Below are 20,768 nucleotides of genomic sequence, written 5' to 3'. Positions count from 1 at the left end.
CGTTCTATCGACTTCAACCCAAATTGAGGAGAATTGCATGACCACGACTTTCGGTTCGGCCAAATGGCAAGGTGGCATCAAGGACGGCAAGGGATCGATTTCCACCAAGAGCGGCGCGCTCAGCGACTATCCGTATGGTTTCGCCAGCCGCTTCGAAGGCAAGCCGGGCTCCAATCCTGAAGAGCTGATCGGCGCGGCCCATGCCGCCTGTTTTACCATGGCGCTGTCGCTGATCCTGGGTGAAGCAGGGTTCAAAGCCGACAATATGGAAACCAAGGCCGATGTGACGCTGGAAAAGCAGGGTGACGGCTTCGCGATTACCAAAGTGCACCTCACGCTCTCGGCCTCTATTCCCGGCGCCGACAAGGCGAAGTTCGACGAACTCACCGCCATGGCAAAGGCCGGCTGCCCGGTGTCGAAGGTGCTGAACGCAGAAATCACGCTCGACGCGACACTGGTGTAGTTCTCAGGGTCTTGGCACCTGCCGCGCACTCCCTCGCCCCGCTCTTGCGGGGAGAGGTGGGGTGAGGGGCTCTTCGATCCGTGAGTGAAGTGCGTATGGTGGGCTTTGTGCGATGCCCCTCACCCGCCGCTAGACGCGGCGACCTCTCCCCGCAAAGCGCGGGGAGAGGTTAAGCAAGTGAACTACATATCCGCGTCGTTTGGCCCGACATAAGCGATGCGGACCATGTTGGTCGCACCTGGTGTGCCGAGCGGCACGCCAGCGACAATGATGACCCGCTGGCCGGCTTTGGCGAAGCCGTCACGGAAGGCGATGCGTCCGGCGCGATCGACCATGTCGTCGAGGTCCTTCGCATCCTCCGCCACCACGCAGTGTACACCCCACACGACCGAGAGCTTGCGACCGGCGGCGAGGTTCGGCGTGATCGCTACCACCGGCGGCTTCGGCCGCTCACGGGCGACGCGCACGGCGGTGGATCCTGAGCTGGTCCAGCAAATGATCGCAGACAGGTCCAGCGTTTCTGCGATCTGTCGTGCGGCGTCCGCAATGGCGTCACCGACGGTCGGCTCGGGTTCGGGGCGCTGGGCCATCAGCACGGTGCGATAGGTCGGATCGCGCTCTACTTCCTCGCCGATGCGGTTCATCGTTGAGACGGCTTCGACCGGGAATTTGCCGGCGGCGGATTCGGCCGACAGCATGACGGCGTCCGCGCCTTCATAGATGGCCGTTGCCACGTCGGAGACTTCGGCGCGCGTCGGCACCGGACTCTGGATCATTGACTCCAGCATCTGCGTAGCGACGACGACGGGTTTGCCGGCGCGGCGCGCCATGCGCGTCATGCGCTTTTGTAGACTTGGTACCCGTTCCAGCGGCAGTTCGACGCCGAGATCGCCGCGCGCCACCATCAGCGCGTCGGACGCTTCCAGAATGGAGTCGAGACGGTCGATCGCCTGCGGCTTCTCGATCTTCGACATGATGGATGCGCGGCCGCGCACCAGCCGCTTGGCTTCATGCACGTCCTCGGCGCGCTGCACGAAGGACAGGGCTATCCAGTCGATGCCGGTCTCGAGTGCGGCTTCCAGATCCAGGCGATCCTTCGGCGTCATGGCCGACACCGGCAGGTCTGTATCGGGCAGGCTGACGCCCTTGCGGTCGGAGATGCGGCCGCCGACCACCACGCGCGTCACCGCGCGGTCGTTCGATGTCTCCTCGGCAATCAGCCGCAGTTTGCCGTCGTCGATCAGCAGCGCATGGCCCGGGCGAAGTGCAGCGAGAATTTCCGGATGCGGCAGGTGCACGCGGGTGGCGTCGCCGGGCGCGGGATCGGAATCCAGCACGAAGCTCTCGCCGTTCTTGAGCTGCACACCGCCTTCGGCAAAGGCGCCGACGCGCAGCTTCGGGCCCTGCAGATCGACCAGAATGCCGATCGGGCGGCCGTAGCTGCTCTCGACATTGCGGATGGTCTTCACCAGCTCGCGCATCTTGTCATGCGGCGTGTGGCTCATATTGATGCGGAACACGTCGGCACCAGCCTCGAACAGCTTGCGGATCATCGCGCTGTCCGAGGAGGCAGGGCCGAGCGTGGCCAGAATCTTGATGCGGCGTTGACGTCTCATTGTTTGCCTCCCGGCGGTACTGATGGCGGCAGGGTCGTTGACCCGCCCGGGGGCGCGCCACCTGGCGTGTTGGGCAGACCGGGGAAGCCCGCGCCGGGGGCGCCCGGAGGCGGTCCGGTCGGCCCCGGAATGCCCGGCAGCTTCGGCGGTTGTTCGTTGGTTTCGGTCAGTTGCACCGTCCAGGCGCGCTGTTCGCCAGTGTCGACCTCGAAGAAGCCGGTCCGGTCAAAGCCGCGCGCGAGGCAGTTTTCGGTGCCCTTGATGGTGAATTCCTTGTCGCGGGAGCACATGAAGGCCTGACCCGACCACTCACCGCCCCGGTCGTAATCGAGTGCGTAGATATAATAATACCGCGCAACCAGGGTTCCGCGCAGCAAGGTCTCGCAGGCTCGCGACGAGACATTCCACCAGCCCTCGGTGGTCCAGCCTTCGGCATCCTTGTAGCCCAGCGCGATCCCGACCCGGCTCGAGGTGTTGTTGCACAGCCGGAAATCAGCCGCCGCGGGGGTCGCCCACAGGCACGACAGGGCCAGCGCCAGCACCGGCAACAGGCCGGCGAGGGGGACGCGTCGAAAGGGGCGGGAATGGGAATCTCTTGCGGTCATGCGGCGAAGCTATCTCAATTCGTTGACGATTTCGCTTGACCCGGCGGGCCTGTCAACGGTCGCGGAACCAATTCTGTCCCGTCAGGCGGTTTGCGTTGTGATATGGCAAAATCTGTGACAGCGCCCATGTTACACGAAGACGACAGGCCGGTATCGGGTGCAACAGCGAGACCATTCATGGCGATTGACGACAAGATCCAGACCGAACTCGAGGCCGCCGCCTTTCGCAGGCTGGTTGACCATTTGCGCGGTCGCACCGATGTGCAGAATATCGATCTGATGAATCTGGCCGGCTTCTGCCGGAACTGCCTGTCAAACTGGCTGAAGGACGCTGCCGACGCCAAGGGCGTGGCGATGACCAAGGATGAGAGCCGCGAAGCGATTTACGGCATGCCTTACGAGACCTGGAAATCGCTGCATCAGGCCGAGGCCAAACCCGAACAAATTGAGGCCATGAAGAAAGTGCACAGCGGGCACTGACGATTTCTCGTCTTTTTGAGGCATGAAATCAAAGCTGTGGGGGCGCTGTGGATGACCGCGAAGGCGCCTTGACGCAAGGCGCCGTGGTCTTGAGTGTCATTTCCTTAAGATTAATGCGCGCATAACGCTGCGCACTAAACCCACCCCATATCCGCTTAAAGCAACATCAGTTCACCAGGAGTTTTCGATGGCCACCTCTGCTGCGTCCGTGCTGGACGATCAGGCGACACATTCTTTCGCCAAGGATCAGCTCAAGGCTATCGTCGAGCGTATCGAGCGCCTTGAAGAAGAAAAGAAGACGATCTCCGACGACATCAAGGACGTCTATGGCGAAGCCAAGGGCAACGGCTACGACGTGAAGGCGCTGCGCACCATCATCCGCATGCGCAAGCAGGACGCCAACGAGCGTGCCGAGCAGGAGACGATCCTCGAGACCTACCTGCAGGCTCTGGGAATGTTGTAAGGCGCTTAGCGCGCCAATACTCAGCCAAACACTCAGGTGTCATACGCGGCCAAAAGCGCGAAGCGCGTCTTCGCGCTAGACGACCCGCGTATCCATCTAGCCACAAAAAATCGATGGATGGCCGGGTCAAGCCCGGCCATGACACCATTATAGTCTGAGAAATTCGCGCGTTTAACGCAGCGACGCCGTGCGCATCACAAATGCTGTCGTCGCAAGCGAGGCTGTTGCCGAGCCGGTGAAGCGCTCGCAGACCAGACCGAGCTGCGGATCATCCGAGAAAGTCATCGCCACCACCGCCTGCGGCTTGACGAAGTGTGCGCGCAGGATGGTCATGTCGCCGTCGCCCATCACTGAGGCTGACATCGACGTGGTGGCGCTCGGCGCGAGGATCATTGCTCGCATCCAGACATGGTTGTCGGGAATGACTGCTGCGGTCAGCCGGGTCGCTACGGTGACGGTGCTGTTCTGGCCTTGAGCGCCCTTCACGACGACGGTCGTGATGTTATTCACCGCCATCGGGTTCTTGGCCACGGAGGCCGGACGCATGCTGCGTGGGATCGGCGCGCTGGCGGCAACGACATTGGCGCGATCAACCGGGGAGTTGGCCGGCGGCGCATAGGCCATCGCCTTGGCGAAGCTGGACTCGGTGGCGGCCGGCTGCGGATCGACCACATTGGCCAAGGCCTGGCGTGCGGTGATCGCGGCGACCTGCTGCGGCGTGGCCTGTTTCGGCGCCGGCATATCATCCCAGAAGCCGCGGGCATTGATAATATCGGCCGGCGTCTGCGGCCGGTTGTCGGCCTTGGTCGCGGGCGCCGGAATCGGTGCCTTCGGGCGCGGTACCGGAACGGTCTCGGTGTCAGCCGATGCGAGCTGATAGGTTGCCGCTGCGGCCGGCTTGGAGCGCGGCATCGGAATGGGGTCCGAAGACTTCGCCTCAGCCAGCTTCGTTTCGGCCTGCTTCGTGTCGACCGGTTTCGCAGGCATCGCGGCGGCCATCATGCCGACAGGCGATGGCTTGGCGGGTGCGATCGCGGCCGCTGCGCTCTCGTCTTCGTCGTCATTCGACTTGCCACCACGGAACAGCGAGGCGAACAGGCCCGGCTTGCTCTTGGCGAAAGCTGCACTATCGCCATCGCCGCGCTTCTCGATCTCAGCCATCGCCAGCTGATAGCCTGCCAATGGACGGCCGTCGGTAGGGAGATGCACGGTGCGGCCGTCGGGGAAGACGCGCGCCAGCTGGTCATGCGTCATACGCGGCCAGTGACGGATGCTGCCGGTGTCGAGATGTACGAAAGGCGAGCCGGAAGTCGGATAGAAGCCGACGCCGCCGCGCTGCAGGCGCAGGCCGGCGAAGCGGATCTTTTCCAGCGCCACGCCGGGAATGAAGAAGTCCATCGCATGGCCGAGCATATGCTGGCTGGCGCGAGCGACGCCGGACGAGCGGCGGCGGAGCATGGCGTTGGTGGTGGGAGAGCGATAGGCGGAGATAATCTGGATCGGCGCCTTGCCGTCGACGTCGCGGTAGACCTCCCAGAGGATGTCGAACAGGCGACGATCCATGTTGGTCTGGTCCTGGCTGCGCCAGTCGCGGAGGAAGTAGTTGATCTTCTTCATCCCGTCGTCGTCATAGCGGCCGTTGCGCTTGAACGTGACGGTGAGGTCTTCGCCTGAATGGGTGTGGTGGAACGAGAGGGTGCGGGTTTCGTCGAGAGCGGTGGCGTTATGGACGGAGCTGGCGCCTGCCATCAGCAGAACTGACGCGAGGCCGGCATGAAAGCCAGCGCGCGATGTTCGCAATCTCGTTTTGCGTGCGAAACCGCTCAGCACGTATGAACCCACCCAAGTCGACAACTCTCTCGCTACCCCATGCGGCGACAGAGAGTGAACGTACTCTTAAAACGGGAGGGTTAACCGAGATTTACAACCCATCCCCCCAAGCGGGCTTTTCAGCCAGCCATTAAACTTAACCCATTGAGTATGGCGAAAAATAGCCCGCTGCCGGGTTCCAGATGGACGATGGTTAATCTGGATAAAGGGCGAAACGTAAAAAGGGCTCCACCGGAAGGTGAAGCCCTTGATAAGTCTTCAGAATATTAGCGCCGACGTCGCAGTTTAGCGGGTTACCGTGCGGCGCGGCTTCTGGCCGGGTGCCACCGGTTGAGGTGCCGGGGCACCGCCGCCGAACAGGCGCTCGAAGAAGGACAGGCCGCCATTGCTGGCCATGCGCGAGCCGTTGTCGTTGAAAGCCACGCCCTGCGGGATATCCGCGCGCGGGCGCGAATAGCTCGGCTGGGCCCGGGCAACGACCTGTTCCAGATCCTTGTTCTTGCCTCCGCGGAGCAACTGCATCATCTGCGCGTCGCGTCCGTAGATATCCTTGCGCAGCTGCAGCTTGCCAGCGTCATCGACGAAGGCGGTCTGGTAAGTGATGTTCACCGGGATCGGCGTCGGGAATTTCAGATCGATCTCGCTGCGGCCATACATGCCGCGAACCTTCTCCGGCGTGTAGTGCTCGTTCGGCATCGTGATGTTCAGCAGCGTCGCGGCGTATTGGTCCGGATTCTGCACGCGCATGCAGCCGTGGCTGAAGGCGCGCTCGTCGCGGCCGAACAGGTTCTTGTCCGGTGTATCGTGCTGATAGACGAGGAACTTGTTCGGGAAATTGAAGCGGATGCGGCCCAGCGCGTTGGCTTCACCGGGCGGCTGCGCAATGTGGATGCTGCCGTCGGAATTGCGCGTCAGCTTCAGGCCCATGCGGTCAAGCACCGTCGGGTCCTGCTGCAGAGCGGGCAGGTATTCGTTGTAGATGATCGAGGGCGGCACGTTCCAGGTTGGGTTGACCGTGATGTACTTCATCGTCTCGGTCATCAGCGGCGTGGCGTGATTGCCCGGCTTGCCGACGACGACGCGTGTGGTCCAGACCTGCGCGCCGTTCTGCATCACTTTCAGCGTATAGTCCGGGATGTTCAGCATCACATAGGCATTGCCGACTGCGGACGCGCCGAGCTGGCGTGGCAGCCAGCGCCAACGCTCCATGTTGACCAGCACCGTATCGATGTGGCGGTCGCGCTTCGGCGAATTCATCGCGCGCACGGTCGCCTCGTCCAGTACGCCGGTGGCCTTCAGATCGTTGCTGGCCTGATACTTGCGAACGGCTTCGGCGACGGCAGCGTCGTATTTGGTCTCGGCCGGATTTTCGACGTTGAGGCGAGCGCGCAGCAACGGCACGCGCGGGTCGTCCGTCACGGTCGGGTTCGGATTTTTCTTCGTGGCCTTGGCGAAACGCAGCGCCGGGCCTTCGCCGATCGGCTGTACGGGCATTGCGGTTTCGCCGCGCAGTTCAGCGAGCTTCTTCTTCAGCTCCTGATAGCCCTTGTGCGGCGGGTTGTAGGCGTCGAGGGTTGCCGAAGCGTTCTTCGCCGTCGAGATATTGGCGAGCACTTCCGCCGGATCGGTCGGATGCTCCGGATACATGATGTCGCCAGTCACCTGCGACCAGTGCATGCGGCCGCTCTGTGCCTGGCGGGCGTAATCGAGCATGCTGGCGGTGAGCTTCAGCTCCGCCTCGGCGAGCGCATCGGGCGTATTCGCCGCGGTGAAATCCGGCACGGGATAATCGGCGGTGTCGAGGCCGTCAGAAGCGGCGTCCTTGAGGCGCGCAATGACGCCCTTGGCGGCAGGGGTCGTTGCGCCAGCCTGGGTCCAGATCGGTGCGAAGTCACGTGCGGTGTAGAACTTCTCGACCGCGGCGCGCTCGCCCTTGCGGTCGAAATAGCGCGTGGACTTGGCGCCGAACATATCGCGCAGTTTCTCGGCGACGGGCTGATCGCTGGACGCAACGGTGGTCGCGGGCTTGGCGATGTCCTTGGCGACATCCTTCGGCGGCTCGGCTGCGGGCGCAGGAGGTGCCACAGCAGTCGCGGCCGGCGGTGTCGCAGCGGCGGGCGCGGTTACAGCCTCGCTCGGCTTCACATCCGCAGGCGCTTGCACGGCCTCGGTTGCCTTTGGCGTATCGGTCGAGACCGAACCAATGGTCTTCTCGGACGCCTTGGTTGCATCGGGCACGGACGCCGTGGTGTCGGCCTTCGGCGCCTCGGCCTTGAAGTCGGCAGCGGTCGGCGGGGCAACATTGGCGGGCTCGGGGCGCGGCACCGCCGCATCGATGGCGAGTTCGGAGACACTGTCGCGGGGCGCTGCGCTCTGGGCAGCAGCTGCGGCGCCAGCGGAAACCGTCAGGAATGTCGCGGCCACGGCCATCAGCACGCGGTCGAATCCCGAGCGGCCCTTGGAATAGTCTCGCATTCTCGCACCTCGTTAGGTGAGCTGTTCCGGCATGGAACAGTTCTAGTCTGACATCATCAGCTTCGGTTGAAGCAGTCGCGCTGTTTTGCCTGCTCGCTCCGATTCAGAGCGCTTCCTGTGCAGACGATACACGCGCCCGGCACAAGCGCTAGCGCTTGTCGGACAAGTCACAACAAACTGACCTCAACCTCCCCGGTTTGCAACGCATACCGAGGTTTCACCGATGCTTTTGACTTTGTGTGTCACCAGACCGCAACGGTTCAAGTTCCATAGCGATCGCAACAACATGTTCAATCGCGTGGGAGGCGAGAAGTTCAGTTCGACGGTGCGGAATCCGCAATCGATGAATCTTTCTCCGCTGCCTCATCGAGCTTGCGGTAGAGCGTCGACCGGCCGATTTTGAGGCGCCGTGCAACTTCCGACATCTGACCGCGATAGTGCGCAATGGCAAAGCGGATGATCTCGGATTCGAGCTCTTCCAGTGCCCTTACCTCGTTCTCCGCTGTCAGCATGGACAGGCTTCCGGCGGCGAGCGATATCGGGGCTGCGTCGATGCCCGGTACCATGGTCGGCGCCATCGTGTGGAAGACGGGGTCTACAATCAGCGGCGCGACCGCCGATGCCACGATCGATGGAGCGTACGCGGTCGTTTGCGGGAAGTCGGCCAGTCCGAGTTGATCGCCTTCGCTCATCACCACGGCGCGGTAGACGGCATTTTCCAGCTGCCGGATATTGCCCGGCCAGTCGAGCTGCGTGAGCATCGTCATGGCGTCGCCGGCGATGCTGGTAATCGGCCTGTTCTCCTCGGCGCAGAAACGCGCCAGGAAATGCCGCAGCAGGTACGGAATGTCCTCGCGGCGCGCCCGGAGCGGCGGCACCGTGAGCGGCAGCACATGCAGGCGATAGAACAGATCTTCGCGGAATTGCCCGGCTTTGACGAGATCGAGCAGCTTGCGGTTGGTAGCCGAAATGATGCGGACGTCAACCTTGACCGGCTTGCGCCCACCAACGGCCTCGACCGAACCTTCCTGAAGCGCGCGCAGCAGCTTCACTTGCGCCGATAGCGGCAGCTCGCCGACTTCGTCGAGAAACAGCGTGCCGCCGTGAGCCTCGACAAACTTGCCGAGATGCCGGTCGGTGGCGCCGGTAAAGGCGCCCTTCTCGTGGCCGAACAGGATCGACTCCACGAGGTTGTCGGGAATGGCGCCGCAATTCACGGCCACGAACGGCTTGCTGCTGCGTTCGCCCGAGCCGTGGATGGCGCGCGCGATCAATTCCTTGCCGACGCCGGACTCGCCTTCGATCAGCACGGGGATCGTAGAGGTCGCCGCCTTGCGTGCGGTGCGCAGCACGGCGTCCATGCCGGCATTGCGTGTGACGATGTCGGCAAAAGTGAGCTTGCCTTCGCGGCTGTGCCTGATGCGCTGCAATTCGCCTTTCAACGCACTGGTATTGAGCGCATTGCGCAGGCTCACCTGCAGACGTTCGACGCCGACAGGTTTGACGACGAAATCATGTGCGCCGGCACGCATGGCGGACACAACATTCTCGATACCGCCATGGGCAGTCTGGACGATGACCGGGATGCTGAGGCCGCTATCGCGGATCTTGTCGAGCACGCCCATGCCGTCGAGGCCGGGCATCATCAGGTCGAGGACCAGAGCATCGATGGCGGCCGCTTCGGGATCAATCAGCCGGGCCATGGCAGCGTCGCCGCTATCGACCGTGATGGCCTCATAGCCGCAGCGCTGCACCATGTTTTCGAGGAGGCGGCGCTGGACGGCGTCGTCATCTGCGATGAGGATTCGTTCGGCCATGGCAACTCCAGAGCGGGTATGTCCCGATTTGAGCCACCATGGCGATCAAAGCCTTAATGCTTTCATAACACCGGGGCGAGGTAAGCCGTCGCATAGGGCCAGACTTCGCGGGCACCGCGATAGATCATGTCACCCGCCACATAGAGAATGATGGCGAGGCCGACATAGGCGATCCAGCGGTGCTTCTGCAGCAGCTTGGCGATGAAGGAGGCGGCGAGACCCATCAGCGCGATCGACAGCACGAGGCCGAAGATCAGGATGCTCGGGTGTTCACGCGCGGCACCGGCGACCGCGAGCACGTTGTCCAGCGACATCGACACATCGGCGACGGTGATCTGCCAGATCGCCTGGCCAAGCGTCTTGCGCGGGCCGTTGGCCGTGCCATCGGCATTGAGCTGGTTCTCGAGCGCGTCGAGATCGTGCTCATGCCCGGCGCGCAATTCGCGCCACATCTTCCAGCACACCCACAGCAAGAGGATGCCGCCAGCCAGAAGCAGGCCGATGATCTGCAGTAGTTGAACGGTAATGCTGGCGAAGCCGATACGCAGGATGGTGGCGGCGATGATGCCGATCAGGATGGCTTTGCCGCGCTGTTCCTTGGGAAGGCCGGCGGCCGCAAGGCCGATCACGATGGCGTTGTCGCCGGCGAGGACCAGGTCGATCATCACGACCTGGAAAAGTGCAGTCATAGCTTCAGCGGTGAAGAACTCAGTCATGTGGGCCACTCCGTATGAACGTCCAGTCCGACATCACAGTTCGGGTGAACTGCCAGAGGGGCCCGGGCCAGGACGTGCTTGTTAAAAGTCGTGCTTTGCAAACATGCGGGTTTGATCCCGCGGTTGATCCGATCCGTTACTCGGGTTGATCGGAGAGGGTGACAAGCCGAACCATCTGGTCGGGCTCGATGAGAATGGTGATGCCGACCCCGATGAAGGTCAGGACGCCGGCGACATCGAACCAGGTCGCGCGCCGCGCGAAGTTCCGCGGAATCAGTGCGCCACCGGCCATCAATGCTGCAAGTGCGAATAGCAGGGTGGCGACCATCGGCGCCAGCGCATCGAGCGAGACAAATGCGCGCAAGGCCAGTGCCGCGGTCAGCGCCAGCAAAAGGGTTGCGGCAAACAGCTCCTTGACCCGGTGAGGGGCAGGAGGCGCATAATTGCGGCCAATGCTGTTGCGATCCGTAAAGGCCATCGTTGTCCTGTCGGGTATCGTTTCATCCCGTCCGCAACGTTCTTGCAGCTCGACGGTCGTGCTACAGGAAGTCGTCAGATCTTTAATTCACGCTGGATAGTTTCGTAATCATGAAACGTGGCGAAAATCAAGAGGATTTCGCTGGAGTGCAGCGCGGCAAAGCCTTGCCGGAAGCGCGGCAGTTGCGAAAACAGGCTGGGGATTGGCTAAAAGCGCGACGCGCGGAAGCCGGGTTGTCGCAGGTCGATCTCGCCGCAAAACTTGGTCTCAAATATTACACGTTCATCTCGCAGGTTGAGAACGGCTTCAGTCGGGTGCCCACCGAAACGATGGAAGCATGGGCCATTCAGCTCGGTCTGGAGCCGGCCGCCTTCGCAAAACATTTGCTGGTCTATTACGAGCCGGAATTGCACCGGCTGCTGTTTGGAGCACCCAAATGAACGTCATCGCATTTCAGCGCAAACCGCTGCAGGGCGCGTGGAGCGAGACCGAGCTCGCAACGCTTGCCGACACGATCAATCTCGGGCATCGCGGCCGCGAATGGGAGACTGGCATCACTGAGAACGGCGATGCGCAGCTCTATCTGCTGGGACCGCAGCCGGAGCAGGCCTGCGAATTGTGCGTATCGCGCGTGGATGGCCAGTACATTCTCGAAGACGGCACCGGGCGCTTGTTGTTCGAGCATCGCAGCCTGCCGCTGGTGGCGGCGCATGCCCGCACTGCGCTGCGCGGGACGCGATGGTGGCTTGTCGCACGGATTGTCATGGTGTGGTGTACGATTCGCCATATGCTTCATGACGAGATCGAACCCTTGATGACCGAGGGCGAAGAACTGCTTGTCCATTTCGCTCCGCAGCTCGCTGCTTTCGTGTGACGGCTGCATCCAACCGAAAGTATTCATGACGAAATCTGCGACTGCCCGAACTGCCAAGCCTGCTCGAAAGACCGCTTCTCGCAAAACTGTTTCGCGCAAATCCGCTCCGGCCAAAAAAGCGGTGAGCAAGCTGACGTCGAAATCATCGGCCAAATCGCCGGGGGGCAAGCTGCCGGAATGGAATCTTGCGGATCTCTACACGGCGATCGACGCGCCGGAGATTGCCGGGGATCTCGACAAGATTGATGCCGAATGCGCGGCATTCGAAGCCGATTACAAGGGCAAACTCGCGGAAGAGACGGCTAAGCCCGGCGGTGGTGTGTGGCTCGCGGGCGCTGTTCGCCGTTATGAGGCGATTGACGATCTCGCCGGCCGGCTCGGCTCCTATGCCGGTCTCGTCCATGCCGGCGACAGCGTCGATCCTGCGATTTCGAAATTCTACGGCGACGTCTCCGAGCGCATCACCGCGGCGTCGGTGCATCTCCTCTTCTTCGGCCTAGAACTCAATCGTGTCGACGATGCCGTGATCGAGCAGGCGATGCAGACGCCCGAGCTTGGCCACTACCGGCCGTGGATCGAAGACAGCCGCAAGGACAAGCCCTATCAGCTCGAAGACCGCGTCGAGCAGCTGTTTCACGAAAAGTCCCAGACCGGTTATGGCGCCTTCAACCGCCTGTTTGATCAGACAATCGCGGGGCTTCGCTTCAAGCTCGGCGGCAAGGAGCTGGCGATCGAGCCAACGTTGACCATGCTGCAGGACCGCGCGCCGGCCAAGCGCAAGGCGGCCGGGCAAGCGCTGGCGAAAACCTTCAAGGCCAATGAGCGCACCTTTGCGCTGATCACCAACACGCTGGCCAAGGACAAGGAAATCTCCGACCGCTGGCGCGGTTTCCACGATATTGCGGATTCCCGCCATCTCAACAATCGCGTCGAGCGCGAAGTGGTGGACGCACTAGTATCATCGGTGCGCGCGGCCTATCCGCGGCTGTCGCATCGCTACTATCAGTTGAAGGCGCGCTGGTTCGGCAAGAAGAAGCTCGCCCATTGGGACCGCAACGCGCCGCTGCCATTCGCACCGACCGGCACGATTCCATGGTCGGATGCGCAGGACATGGTGCTGACCGCCTATGGCGCGTTTTCACCCGACATGGCCAATATCGCCAAGCGCTTCTTCACCGATCGCTGGATCGATGCGCCGGTGCGCCCGGGCAAGGCGCCCGGAGCGTTCTCACATCCGACCACGCCGTCGGCGCATCCCTATGTGTTGATGAACTATCAGGGCAAGCCGCGCGACGTGATGACGCTCGCCCACGAACTCGGCCATGGCGTGCATCAGGTGCTCGCCGCCCGCAACGGTGCGCTGATGGCGCCGACGCCGTTGACGCTGGCCGAAACCGCCAGCGTGTTCGGTGAAATGCTGACCTTCAAGCGGCTGCTGTCGCAGACCAAGAGCGCCAAGCAGCGTCAGGCGCTGCTCGCCGGCAAGGTCGAGGACATGATCAATACGGTGGTCCGGCAGATCGCGTTCTATTCATTCGAGCGCGCTGTTCACACCGAGCGTCGCCACGGCGAACTCACGGCGCAGCGGCTCGGCGAACTCTGGCTCAGCGTGCAGACCGAAAGCCTCGGGCCCGCGATCGAGATCAAGCCGGGTTACGAGAACTTCTGGATGTACATCCCGCACTTCATCCATTCGCCGTTCTACGTCTATGCCTATGCCTTCGGCGATTGCTTGGTGAACTCGCTCTATGCGGTCTACGAGAACGCCCAGGAAGGGTTTGCGGATCGCTACCTCGCGATGCTCGCCGCTGGAGGCACCAAGCACTATTCCGAATTGCTCAAGCCCTTCGGCCTCGACGCCAAGGACCCGACCTTCTGGGACGGCGGCCTCTCGGTCATCGCCGGGATGATCGATGAGCTTGAAGCGATGGGGTAGGCGTACGTAAAACATTTGTTGTACGTACGCGAGCTTTCTGTTATACATTCCGTACAACAGGGAGTTGGACCTATGAATGGAGCTGCCCGGAATCCCGAATTCGAGGCAACGGCGCTTCAAATTCGTAAAATTGGTAATTCGGTGGGAGTGATTTTGCCGAAGGAATTGCTCGCGCGCCTCAATTTGAAGGAGGGCGACAAATTCTATCCGGTTGAACAGCCAGACGGAAGCTTGCGGCTGTCTCCCTTCAATCCGAAGCATGCGCGGACGATGGAAATCGCCCGCAAGGTGATGCACGAATACAGGGATACATTCGCCGCGCTGGCCAAATGAACGCGACATTCGAGCCATTGTGGCTTGATGTCGATGAAGTAATCGACATGCACGCGGAACAGCTTGCTATGTTTGGTGGTCCCGAAGGTGTTCGGGACCACGGCCTCCTTGAGTCGGCAGTGCTACGGCCGATCAATCAATGGCATTACGGCGAGACTGATATGGCGGCGCTTGCTGCAGCTTATGGATACGGTCTCGCCAAAAATCATGCGTTCGTTGATGGCAACAAACGCATCGCCTTTCATGCGATGATGGTGTTCTTGCGCATGAATGATATCTCGTTCGCCCCAGATCCCGGCGAAGCTACAGAGATCATCCTTGCCCTTGCTGCCGGCGAAGTCAGCGAGCAATCGCTCACGCGCTGGATTCGGGACAACTGGCCGGCCTGACGCACTGCGGTATGTAAAGATTGCCGTGGTATGCCAGCAACCGTTGCTCTCCATATCCAATTGCGCTAATTCCGTGGCAACATACGAAATACGAGGCGGGAGACCCTGATGTCCGATCACAGCGAAGTCGCTTACACCACGGCCGATGGCAACGACTATCCGGCGCATGAGCAGACCTATGAGGGCTTTCTCATGCTGGTGAAGTGGGGCACCATCGGCGTCATCGCCATCGTGGCCCTGATGGGCATCTTCCTCACCTGATCTATCGCCGATTGCGCCGCCCGACTTGGGTGGCGTCCTGTCCTATTTGCTCACGCGCGTGCCTTGCGCCGCCGGAGGCCCCATGAAGATTGCCGTTGCCAAGGAAATCGATCCGTCCGAACCGCGCGTGGCGATCTCGCCCGACACGGTGAAGAAGTTCAAGGCGCTCGGCGTCGATGTGGCGATTGAGCCTGGCGCCGGCATCAAGTCCGGCCTACCGGATTCGGAATACACGGCCGTGGGCGCCACCATCAGCGCCGATGCGGTGAAGGACGCCGACATCGTCATCAAGGTGAAGCGTCCTGAGGTGTCCGAACTAGCCGGTTACAAGCGCGGTGCGCTGGTGATCGCGATCATGGACCCCTATGGCAACGACGCGGCGCTGAAGGCGATGGCGGATGCCGGCGTGTCGGCCTTCGCGATGGAGCTGATGCCGCGCATCACCCGTGCGCAGGTGATGGACGTGCTGTCGAGCCAGGCCAATCTCGCCGGCTACCGCGCCGTCATCGAGGCCGCCGAAAGCTTCGGCCGCGCTTTCCCGATGATGATGACAGCCGCCGGCACCATTCCGGCCGCCAAGGTGTTCGTGATGGGCGTCGGCGTTGCCGGCCTGCAGGCGATCGCGACCGCGCGCCGCTTGGGCGCGGTGGTCACCGCGACGGATGTGCGTCCGGCCACCAAAGAGCAGGTCGAGAGCCTCGGCGCGAAATTCCTGGCCGTGGAAGACGACGAGTTCAAGAACGCGCAGACTGCCGGCGGTTACGCCAAGGAAATGTCCAAGGAATATCAGGCCAAGCAGGCCGCGCTCACCGCCGAGCACATCAAGAAGCAGGACATCATCATCACCACCGCGCTGATCCCGGGCCGGCCTGCGCCGCGTCTGGTCACCGCCGAGATGGTGGCGTCCATGAAGCCCGGTTCGGTGCTGGTCGATCTCGCCGTCGAACGCGGCGGCAATGTTGAAGGCGCCAAGCCCGGCGAAGTCGCTGACGTCAACGGCATCAAGATCGTTGGTTATACCAATGTCGCCGGCCGCGTCGCCGCCTCGGCGTCGAGCCTCTATGCGCGCAATCTGTTCTCGTTCATCGAAACGTTGGTCAACAAAGAGACCAAGGCGCTCGCGGTGAACTGGGACGACGAACTGGTCAAGGCAACAGCCTTGACCAAGGACGGCGCCGTCATTCATCCGAACTTTCAGCCGAAGACCGCTTAAGGAGCGCTGCCATGGATCATGCCTCGCTGGTCAGCCCGTTCGTCTTTCAGCTCTCGATCTTCGTGCTCGCCGTGTTTGTCGGGTATTTCGTGGTGTGGTCGGTGACGCCCGCGCTGCATACGCCGCTGATGTCGGTGACCAACGCGATCTCCTCGGTGATCGTGGTCGGCGCGCTGCTCGCGGTCGGCGTCAATATGGTCGGCAGTGGCGGCGCCTTGGCGCGCGGCTTCGGCTTCGTCGCGCTGATTTTTGCATGCGTCAATATTTTCGGCGGCTTCCTGGTCACGCAGCGCATGCTTGCGATGTACCAGAAGAAAAAGAAGTAAGGGCAGCCCGATGAACGCCAATCTCGCCGCACTGCTCTATCTCGTCGCGGGCATCCTCTTCATCCTGTCGCTGCGCGGGCTGTCCAGCCCGGCGTCCAGCCGCCAGGGCAATTTCCTCGGTATGGCCGGCATGGTCATCGCCGTGGGCACCACGCTGGCCGCGCATCCGCCGGCCGATGCGCTCGGCTGGGTCCTGGTGATCCTCGGTATCGCCATCGGTGGCGGCATCGGCGCGGTCATCGCCAAGCGCGTGCCGATGACCTCGATGCCCGAACTGGTCGCGGCCTTCCACTCGCTGGTCGGCATGGCCGCTGTGCTGGTTGCCGCCGGCGCGTTCTATGCGCCGGAAGCCTTCGGCATTCTCGATCCGGTGACCAAGAAGATCGTCGGCGCCAGCCTCGTCGAAATGTCGCTCGGCGTCGCCATCGGCGCGCTGACCTTCACCGGCTCGGTGATTGCGTTCGCCAAGCTCTCCGGCCGCATGAGCGGCTCGCCGATCATCCTGCCGGCGCGTCACATCATCAATATCGCGCTCGCCCTGGCGCTGGTGTTCTTCATCTTCGGTCTGGTCCGTTCGGGCAGTGCGGTCGACTTCTGGCTCATCACCGTCATTGCGCTGGTGCTCGGCGCGCTGCTGATCATCCCGATCGGCGGCGCTGACATGCCGGTCGTGATCTCGATGCTGAACTCCTATTCCGGCTGGGCAGCTGCCGGCATCGGTTTCACGCTGGGCAATTCGGCGCTGATCATCACCGGCGCGCTGGTCGGCTCGTCGGGCGCGATCCTGTCCTACATCATGTGCCACGCGATGAACCGTTCCTTCATCTCGGTCATCCTCGGCGGCTTCGGCGGCGAGACCGCGGCGGCCGGTGGTGGCTCGGGCGAACAGAAGCCGGCCAAGCTCGGCTCGGCGGACGACGCGGCCTTCATCATGAAGAACGCGCAGAAGGTCATCATCGTGCCCGGCTATGGCATGGCGGTGGCGCAGGCCCAGCATGCGCTGCGCGAAATGGCCGACACGCTGAAGAAGGAAGGCGTCGAGGTGAAATACGCCATTCACCCGGTGGCCGGCCGTATGCCGGGCCACATGAACGTGCTGCTGGCGGAAGCCAATGTGCCTTATGATGAGGTGTTCGAACTCGAGGACATCAATTCGGAATTCGCGCAGGCTGACATCGCCTTCGTGATCGGCGCCAACGACGTCACCAATCCGGCGGCGGAAGACGACAAGACCTCGCCGATCTACGGCATGCCGGTGCTGCAGGTGTGGAAGGCCGGCACCGTGATGTTCATCAAGCGCTCGCTGGCGTCCGGCTATGCCGGCATCGACAACCCGCTGTTCTATCGCGACAACACCATGATGCTGCTCGGCGACGCGAAGAAGGTGACGGAGAACATCGTCAAGGCGATGTAAGTCCCACCCTGATGACCTTCATCAAAACGCCCGGCTACTAGCCGGGCGTTTTTTGTTTGAAAGGTCAGCTCGCAGCGTCTTCCTTTGGCAAGCGATACAGCGCGCACAGCTTGTTGCCGTCGGGGTCGCGCAGATAGGCCAGATAAAGCTTCACGCCACCTTCGCGGATGCCCGGCGGTTCTTCGCAGGTGGTGGCGCCATTGGCGATACCGGCGGCGTGCCAGGCATCGGCTTCTTCCTGCGATTTGGCGAGAAAGCCGATGGTGCCGCCATTGGCAGCGCAAGCAGGCTCGCCATTGATCGGCTTCGACACCGAGAAAGTACCGGTCTTGGTCCGCCAGAAAACCCGGTGGCGATCGACGGCGCCGGGCGGGACGCCCAGCGTGCCGAGCAGCTTGTCATAAAACGACTTCGCGGCTTCGAGGTCGTTGGTGCCGATCATGACATGTGAAAACATCTCGCTTCCTCTCCCGGTTTCTTGCAAACTCACCTTCAGGTGATACGCAACTATACGCATCATATGCAGTTTGGCGAGACGGCATGATCCCGCCGCGCAATCGGTTTTGTGGGTCTGCAATAGCGGCGTGTCGCTTGCTGCCGAACCCGTTTTCAATCAGGACACTTGCTTGATGTCAGCACATCCCATGCCCAGATCGTCCTGGATTTTCCCCACGTTGGCCGTTCTGCTTTTTATCGCGACGTCAATTCCTTCGCTCGGGATCGGATTCACGGAGACGACTGCTGGCATTGTGTTCGCGGTTGTTCTGCTGGTCATCCTGTTCGGCACGGTGTTCGCCGCCGTGCATCATGCCGAAGTCATCGCACACAAGATCGGCGAACCGTTCGGCACGCTGTTGCTGACACTGGCCGTGACTATCATCGAGGTGGCACTGATCGCCTCCATCATGCTGGGTGACAAGGCCGTCCCGACGCTGGCGCGCGATACTGTCTTCGCGGTGGTGATGATCGTTTGCAACGGGTTGGTTGGCATCTGCATCCTCGTCGGAGGGTTGCGTTACCGAGAGCAGGATTTTCAGGTCACGGGGTCGAATATTTATCTCAGCGTACTGATTGTAATGGCGACGATCACGCTGATCCTGCCGAATTACACCCTGACCACTCCGGGACCGTTCTACTCGAACGCACAGCTCGCTTTTGTCAGCGTCGCCACCATCATGCTCTATGCGGTGTTTCTCTACACACAGACCATCCGACATCAGGATTACTTCGTTGCAGACGGAAGTGGCGAAGGTGCCGCAGGCGGGCATGTTTCCAACCGTCTTCTTGCCGTCAGCGCCGTTTTGCTGCTGGTCTCGTTGCTGGCGGTGGTGCTGCTGGCGAAGAAATTCTCGCTGGTGGTGGATGCCGGCATTGAACGGATCGGCGCGCCGGAAGCCTTTGCCGGTATCCTCGTGGCGCTGCTGATCTTGCTGCCGGAAAGCGTCGCCGCCATTTCTGCCGCGCGTGGCAACGATCTGCAGAAGAGCATCAACCTCGCACTCGGTTCATCGCTCGCCACCATCGGACTGACGATACCTGCGGTTGCGGTGGCAGCCTATGCGTTGAACAAGGAACTGGTGCTCGGTCTCAGTGCGCAGAAGATGGTGCTGCTGGTGATGACGTTCGTGCTGAGCATGCTGACCTTTGGCACCGGACGCACAAACATCCTGTTCGGGCTGGTTCACTTGGTGGTGTTTGCGGTATTCATCTTCATGGTGTTTGTGCCGTGACCACTTTGGAGAATGAGACGATGCTCGCTGCCCAGTCCGACGTTCAGCAGGACACGCCCGAAGTTCGCGTCACCGAATGGCGACTCGCGCCTGGCGCGGCGACTGGTCACCACACCCATGGGATGGACTATGTGATCGTTCCGATCACCACGAGCGTGATGACCATCGTTGCGCCGGACGGCACCCGTTCGCAGGCGCCGATCACGACCGGCAAATCCTATTTCCGCAAGGCAGGCGTCGAGCATGACGTTCTGAATGAAACCGACAAGGAAATCGTGTTTCTCGAGGTCGAGGTTAAGAAAGCTTAACCTTGTCTGCCTCCAGCGGCTGCCGATTCATCGTGTTTAGCCTGCTGAGGACGACCTGAAACAATTCAATGCGACGGATTGGAACTTTGCCTTCGATCCGTCGCGATTGATCCCTGAATCAGCCTCAAATTCCCAGCATGAAGCAGCTTGGGGAAGAGGTCGGTTCATGCTGCACAAGTATCTCTCGAAGTTCACCATCGATATCTTGCCGTCGATTCTGGCGACGATCGTGGGTGCCTATATCGTCAATCACTACATCATCCCGAAGGCGAGCCCGGATCGCCCCGCTGCGGCTGTCGCATCGACGCCTGCGGAGCAGAAACCTGACACCAAGGCAGCGACAGCCAAGCCCGCCGAGAATTCTGCCGACCTCGCCAATCTGCCCGAATCGGCCCCGGCCAAGGCCGGCGACAAGCCGGTGGTCGAGAAGGCCAGCATCGAAAAGCCCGAGGCGGCCACGACACCCGAGCCGCGCCGCCATCAGCCGGCATTGCGCGAGAAGGCAGCGGCCAAGCCCGCGCCGGCTCCAGCGGCGCCTGCGTCCGTCCTTGCCACCGTGGGCACCGCGCCGGCGGCAAATGCCAGTGCCGATGAACGCCGCGACGCCAACGATCTCGCCCGTGCTGCCATCGAGCGCCTGAACCGCAGCGAGCCGCGACCCCAGGAAGCTGCCCGTACGGCTGAGACCCCGCGCGCTCCGGAGGCGCCGCGGGTGCAGGAAGCCGCGCGGACTGTTTCCCCTCCGTCGATGCAGCAGCTGCCGCCGCCAATCGTGGTGGCGACGCCAAGCGTCGAGAAGCTCGATCCCATGCCCTCGCAGGCCGAACGCCCCGAAGTACGTCGCATTCGTCCGCCCGGTGACATCCCGACGCCGCAGCCGATGGATCTGCAAGCGGATGCTGCTGGCACACCGCGATCTGAGCGCACCAACGTGGCCGAAGATGTGCTGTCTGCGGCAAAGTCGGTGTTCAATTCGGTGATCCCGCGCCCGTTCGAGCGGTAAGGGAAACGGTGGATTTTCCGCGCGCCGCTCTCACGCAT

General features: G+C 62.0%; 23 protein-coding genes. 15 read left to right on the top strand and 8 right to left on the bottom strand.

Annotated features, from left to right (window positions below; all coding sequences use genetic code 11):
* The first annotated feature begins 37 nt into the window (after positions 1-37).
* A complete protein-coding gene (locus AC1DUY_RS06680; RefSeq protein WP_175367812.1) occupies positions 38-463 on the top strand; it encodes an OsmC family protein in 426 nt (141 codons plus the stop codon).
* A gap of 182 nt (positions 464-645) precedes the next feature.
* Here AC1DUY_RS06680 and pyk read toward each other — a convergent pair whose 3' ends face one another.
* Together pyk and AC1DUY_RS06670 are read right to left on the bottom strand one after the other, a co-directional pair.
* A complete protein-coding gene (gene pyk, locus AC1DUY_RS06675; protein WP_089265874.1) occupies positions 646-2,079 on the bottom strand; it encodes a pyruvate kinase in 1,434 nt (477 codons plus the stop codon).
* Positions 2,076-2,684: a DUF1036 domain-containing protein gene (locus AC1DUY_RS06670; protein WP_439078374.1), complete on the bottom strand. Its 609-nt coding sequence runs from the start codon at positions 2,682-2,684 to the stop codon at positions 2,076-2,078. Before AC1DUY_RS06670 ends, pyk begins: the two co-directional genes overlap by 4 nt.
* 177 nt (positions 2,685-2,861) lie before the next feature.
* Between AC1DUY_RS06670 and AC1DUY_RS06665 the strand changes: the two genes are divergently transcribed.
* Together AC1DUY_RS06665 and AC1DUY_RS06660 are read left to right on the top strand one after the other, a co-directional pair.
* Positions 2,862-3,164, top strand: a complete 303-nt coding sequence (locus AC1DUY_RS06665) for a DUF1244 domain-containing protein (RefSeq protein ID WP_089265876.1) — start codon at positions 2,862-2,864, stop codon at positions 3,162-3,164.
* Positions 3,165-3,351: 187 nt separating this feature from the next.
* Positions 3,352-3,627: a DUF2312 domain-containing protein gene (locus tag AC1DUY_RS06660; protein WP_068728829.1), complete on the top strand. Its 276-nt coding sequence runs from the start codon at positions 3,352-3,354 to the stop codon at positions 3,625-3,627.
* 171 nt (positions 3,628-3,798) lie between these two features.
* On the opposite strand, the gene AC1DUY_RS06655 is transcribed toward AC1DUY_RS06660, so the two are convergent.
* From AC1DUY_RS06655 to AC1DUY_RS06635, 5 genes are all read right to left on the bottom strand, one after another.
* Entirely contained in the window at positions 3,799-5,457 is a 1,659-nt protein-coding gene (locus tag AC1DUY_RS06655) for a peptidoglycan L,D-endopeptidase MepK (RefSeq protein WP_439078373.1), read from the bottom strand.
* A 285-nt stretch (positions 5,458-5,742) separates the two neighbouring features.
* Positions 5,743-7,932, bottom strand: coding sequence for a L,D-transpeptidase family protein (locus AC1DUY_RS06650; protein ID WP_478113145.1), 2,190 nt, complete (start codon positions 7,930-7,932; stop codon positions 5,743-5,745).
* 314 nt (positions 7,933-8,246) lie between these two features.
* Positions 8,247-9,749 (bottom strand): sigma-54-dependent transcriptional regulator, encoded by a 1,503-nt coding sequence (locus AC1DUY_RS06645; protein ID WP_184512015.1) that lies wholly within the window; start codon positions 9,747-9,749, stop codon positions 8,247-8,249.
* 62 nt (positions 9,750-9,811) lie between these two features.
* Entirely contained in the window at positions 9,812-10,465 is a 654-nt protein-coding gene (locus AC1DUY_RS06640) for a TerC family protein (protein WP_089265880.1), read from the bottom strand.
* A gap of 136 nt (positions 10,466-10,601) precedes the next feature.
* The gene (locus AC1DUY_RS06635) at positions 10,602-10,943 is read right to left on the bottom strand and encodes a hypothetical protein (protein WP_093757132.1); all 342 of its coding nucleotides are present in this window, start codon (positions 10,941-10,943) and stop codon (positions 10,602-10,604) included.
* Positions 10,944-11,053: 110 nt separating this feature from the next.
* Here AC1DUY_RS06635 and AC1DUY_RS06630 point away from each other — a divergent pair, with 110 nt between their 5' ends.
* From AC1DUY_RS06630 to AC1DUY_RS06590, 9 genes are all read left to right on the top strand, one after another.
* Positions 11,054-11,383 (top strand): helix-turn-helix domain-containing protein, encoded by a 330-nt coding sequence (locus AC1DUY_RS06630; protein WP_089265882.1) that lies wholly within the window; start codon positions 11,054-11,056, stop codon positions 11,381-11,383.
* Complete coding sequence (locus tag AC1DUY_RS06625) at positions 11,380-11,817, top strand: hypothetical protein (protein WP_089265883.1); 438 nt, start codon at positions 11,380-11,382, stop codon at positions 11,815-11,817. Before AC1DUY_RS06630 ends, AC1DUY_RS06625 begins: the two co-directional genes overlap by 4 nt.
* Before the next feature lie 25 nt (positions 11,818-11,842).
* Positions 11,843-13,753, top strand: coding sequence for a M3 family oligoendopeptidase (locus AC1DUY_RS06620; protein WP_478113141.1), 1,911 nt, complete (start codon positions 11,843-11,845; stop codon positions 13,751-13,753).
* 72 nt (positions 13,754-13,825) lie between these two features.
* On the top strand, positions 13,826-14,086 hold the full coding sequence (locus AC1DUY_RS06615; RefSeq protein WP_120287136.1) for an AbrB/MazE/SpoVT family DNA-binding domain-containing protein: 261 nt from the start codon (positions 13,826-13,828) through the stop codon (positions 14,084-14,086).
* Positions 14,083-14,475 (top strand): type II toxin-antitoxin system death-on-curing family toxin, encoded by a 393-nt coding sequence (locus tag AC1DUY_RS06610; protein WP_120287135.1) that lies wholly within the window; start codon positions 14,083-14,085, stop codon positions 14,473-14,475. The genes AC1DUY_RS06615 and AC1DUY_RS06610 overlap by 4 nt, the downstream gene beginning before the upstream one ends.
* 108 nt (positions 14,476-14,583) lie before the next feature.
* On the top strand, positions 14,584-14,736 hold the full coding sequence (locus AC1DUY_RS06605; protein WP_089265886.1) for an aa3-type cytochrome c oxidase subunit IV: 153 nt from the start codon (positions 14,584-14,586) through the stop codon (positions 14,734-14,736).
* A gap of 82 nt (positions 14,737-14,818) precedes the next feature.
* Positions 14,819-15,949, top strand: coding sequence for a Re/Si-specific NAD(P)(+) transhydrogenase subunit alpha (locus AC1DUY_RS06600; RefSeq protein ID WP_120287134.1), 1,131 nt, complete (start codon positions 14,819-14,821; stop codon positions 15,947-15,949).
* An 11-nt stretch (positions 15,950-15,960) separates the two neighbouring features.
* Positions 15,961-16,275, top strand: coding sequence for a proton-translocating transhydrogenase family protein (locus AC1DUY_RS06595; protein ID WP_089265888.1), 315 nt, complete (start codon positions 15,961-15,963; stop codon positions 16,273-16,275).
* Between the two features lie 10 nt (positions 16,276-16,285).
* Complete coding sequence (locus AC1DUY_RS06590) at positions 16,286-17,689, top strand: NAD(P)(+) transhydrogenase (Re/Si-specific) subunit beta (RefSeq protein ID WP_439065030.1); 1,404 nt, start codon at positions 16,286-16,288, stop codon at positions 17,687-17,689.
* A 64-nt stretch (positions 17,690-17,753) separates the two neighbouring features.
* Here AC1DUY_RS06590 and AC1DUY_RS06585 read toward each other — a convergent pair whose 3' ends face one another.
* Positions 17,754-18,146 carry a VOC family protein gene (locus AC1DUY_RS06585; protein ID WP_089265890.1) on the bottom strand — a complete coding sequence of 131 codons (393 nt, stop codon included), beginning with the start codon at positions 18,144-18,146 and terminating at the stop codon, positions 17,754-17,756.
* Positions 18,147-18,318: 172 nt separating this feature from the next.
* Here AC1DUY_RS06585 and AC1DUY_RS06580 point away from each other — a divergent pair, with 172 nt between their 5' ends.
* From AC1DUY_RS06580 to AC1DUY_RS06570, 3 genes are all read left to right on the top strand, one after another.
* A complete protein-coding gene (locus AC1DUY_RS06580) occupies positions 18,319-19,419 on the top strand; it encodes a calcium:cation antiporter (protein ID WP_320445496.1) in 1,101 nt (366 codons plus the stop codon).
* Between the two features lie 20 nt (positions 19,420-19,439).
* Complete coding sequence (locus AC1DUY_RS06575; RefSeq protein ID WP_068730343.1) at positions 19,440-19,727, top strand: cupin domain-containing protein; 288 nt, start codon at positions 19,440-19,442, stop codon at positions 19,725-19,727.
* Positions 19,728-19,893: 166 nt separating this feature from the next.
* Entirely contained in the window at positions 19,894-20,730 is an 837-nt protein-coding gene (locus AC1DUY_RS06570; RefSeq protein ID WP_478113135.1) for a hypothetical protein, read from the top strand.
* Positions 20,731-20,768 lie beyond the last annotated feature (38 nt).

The sequence above is a fragment of the Tardiphaga sp. P4_G1 genome, from assembly GCF_056401215.1.
This window is presented reverse-complemented; position numbering and strand designations above follow the sequence as displayed.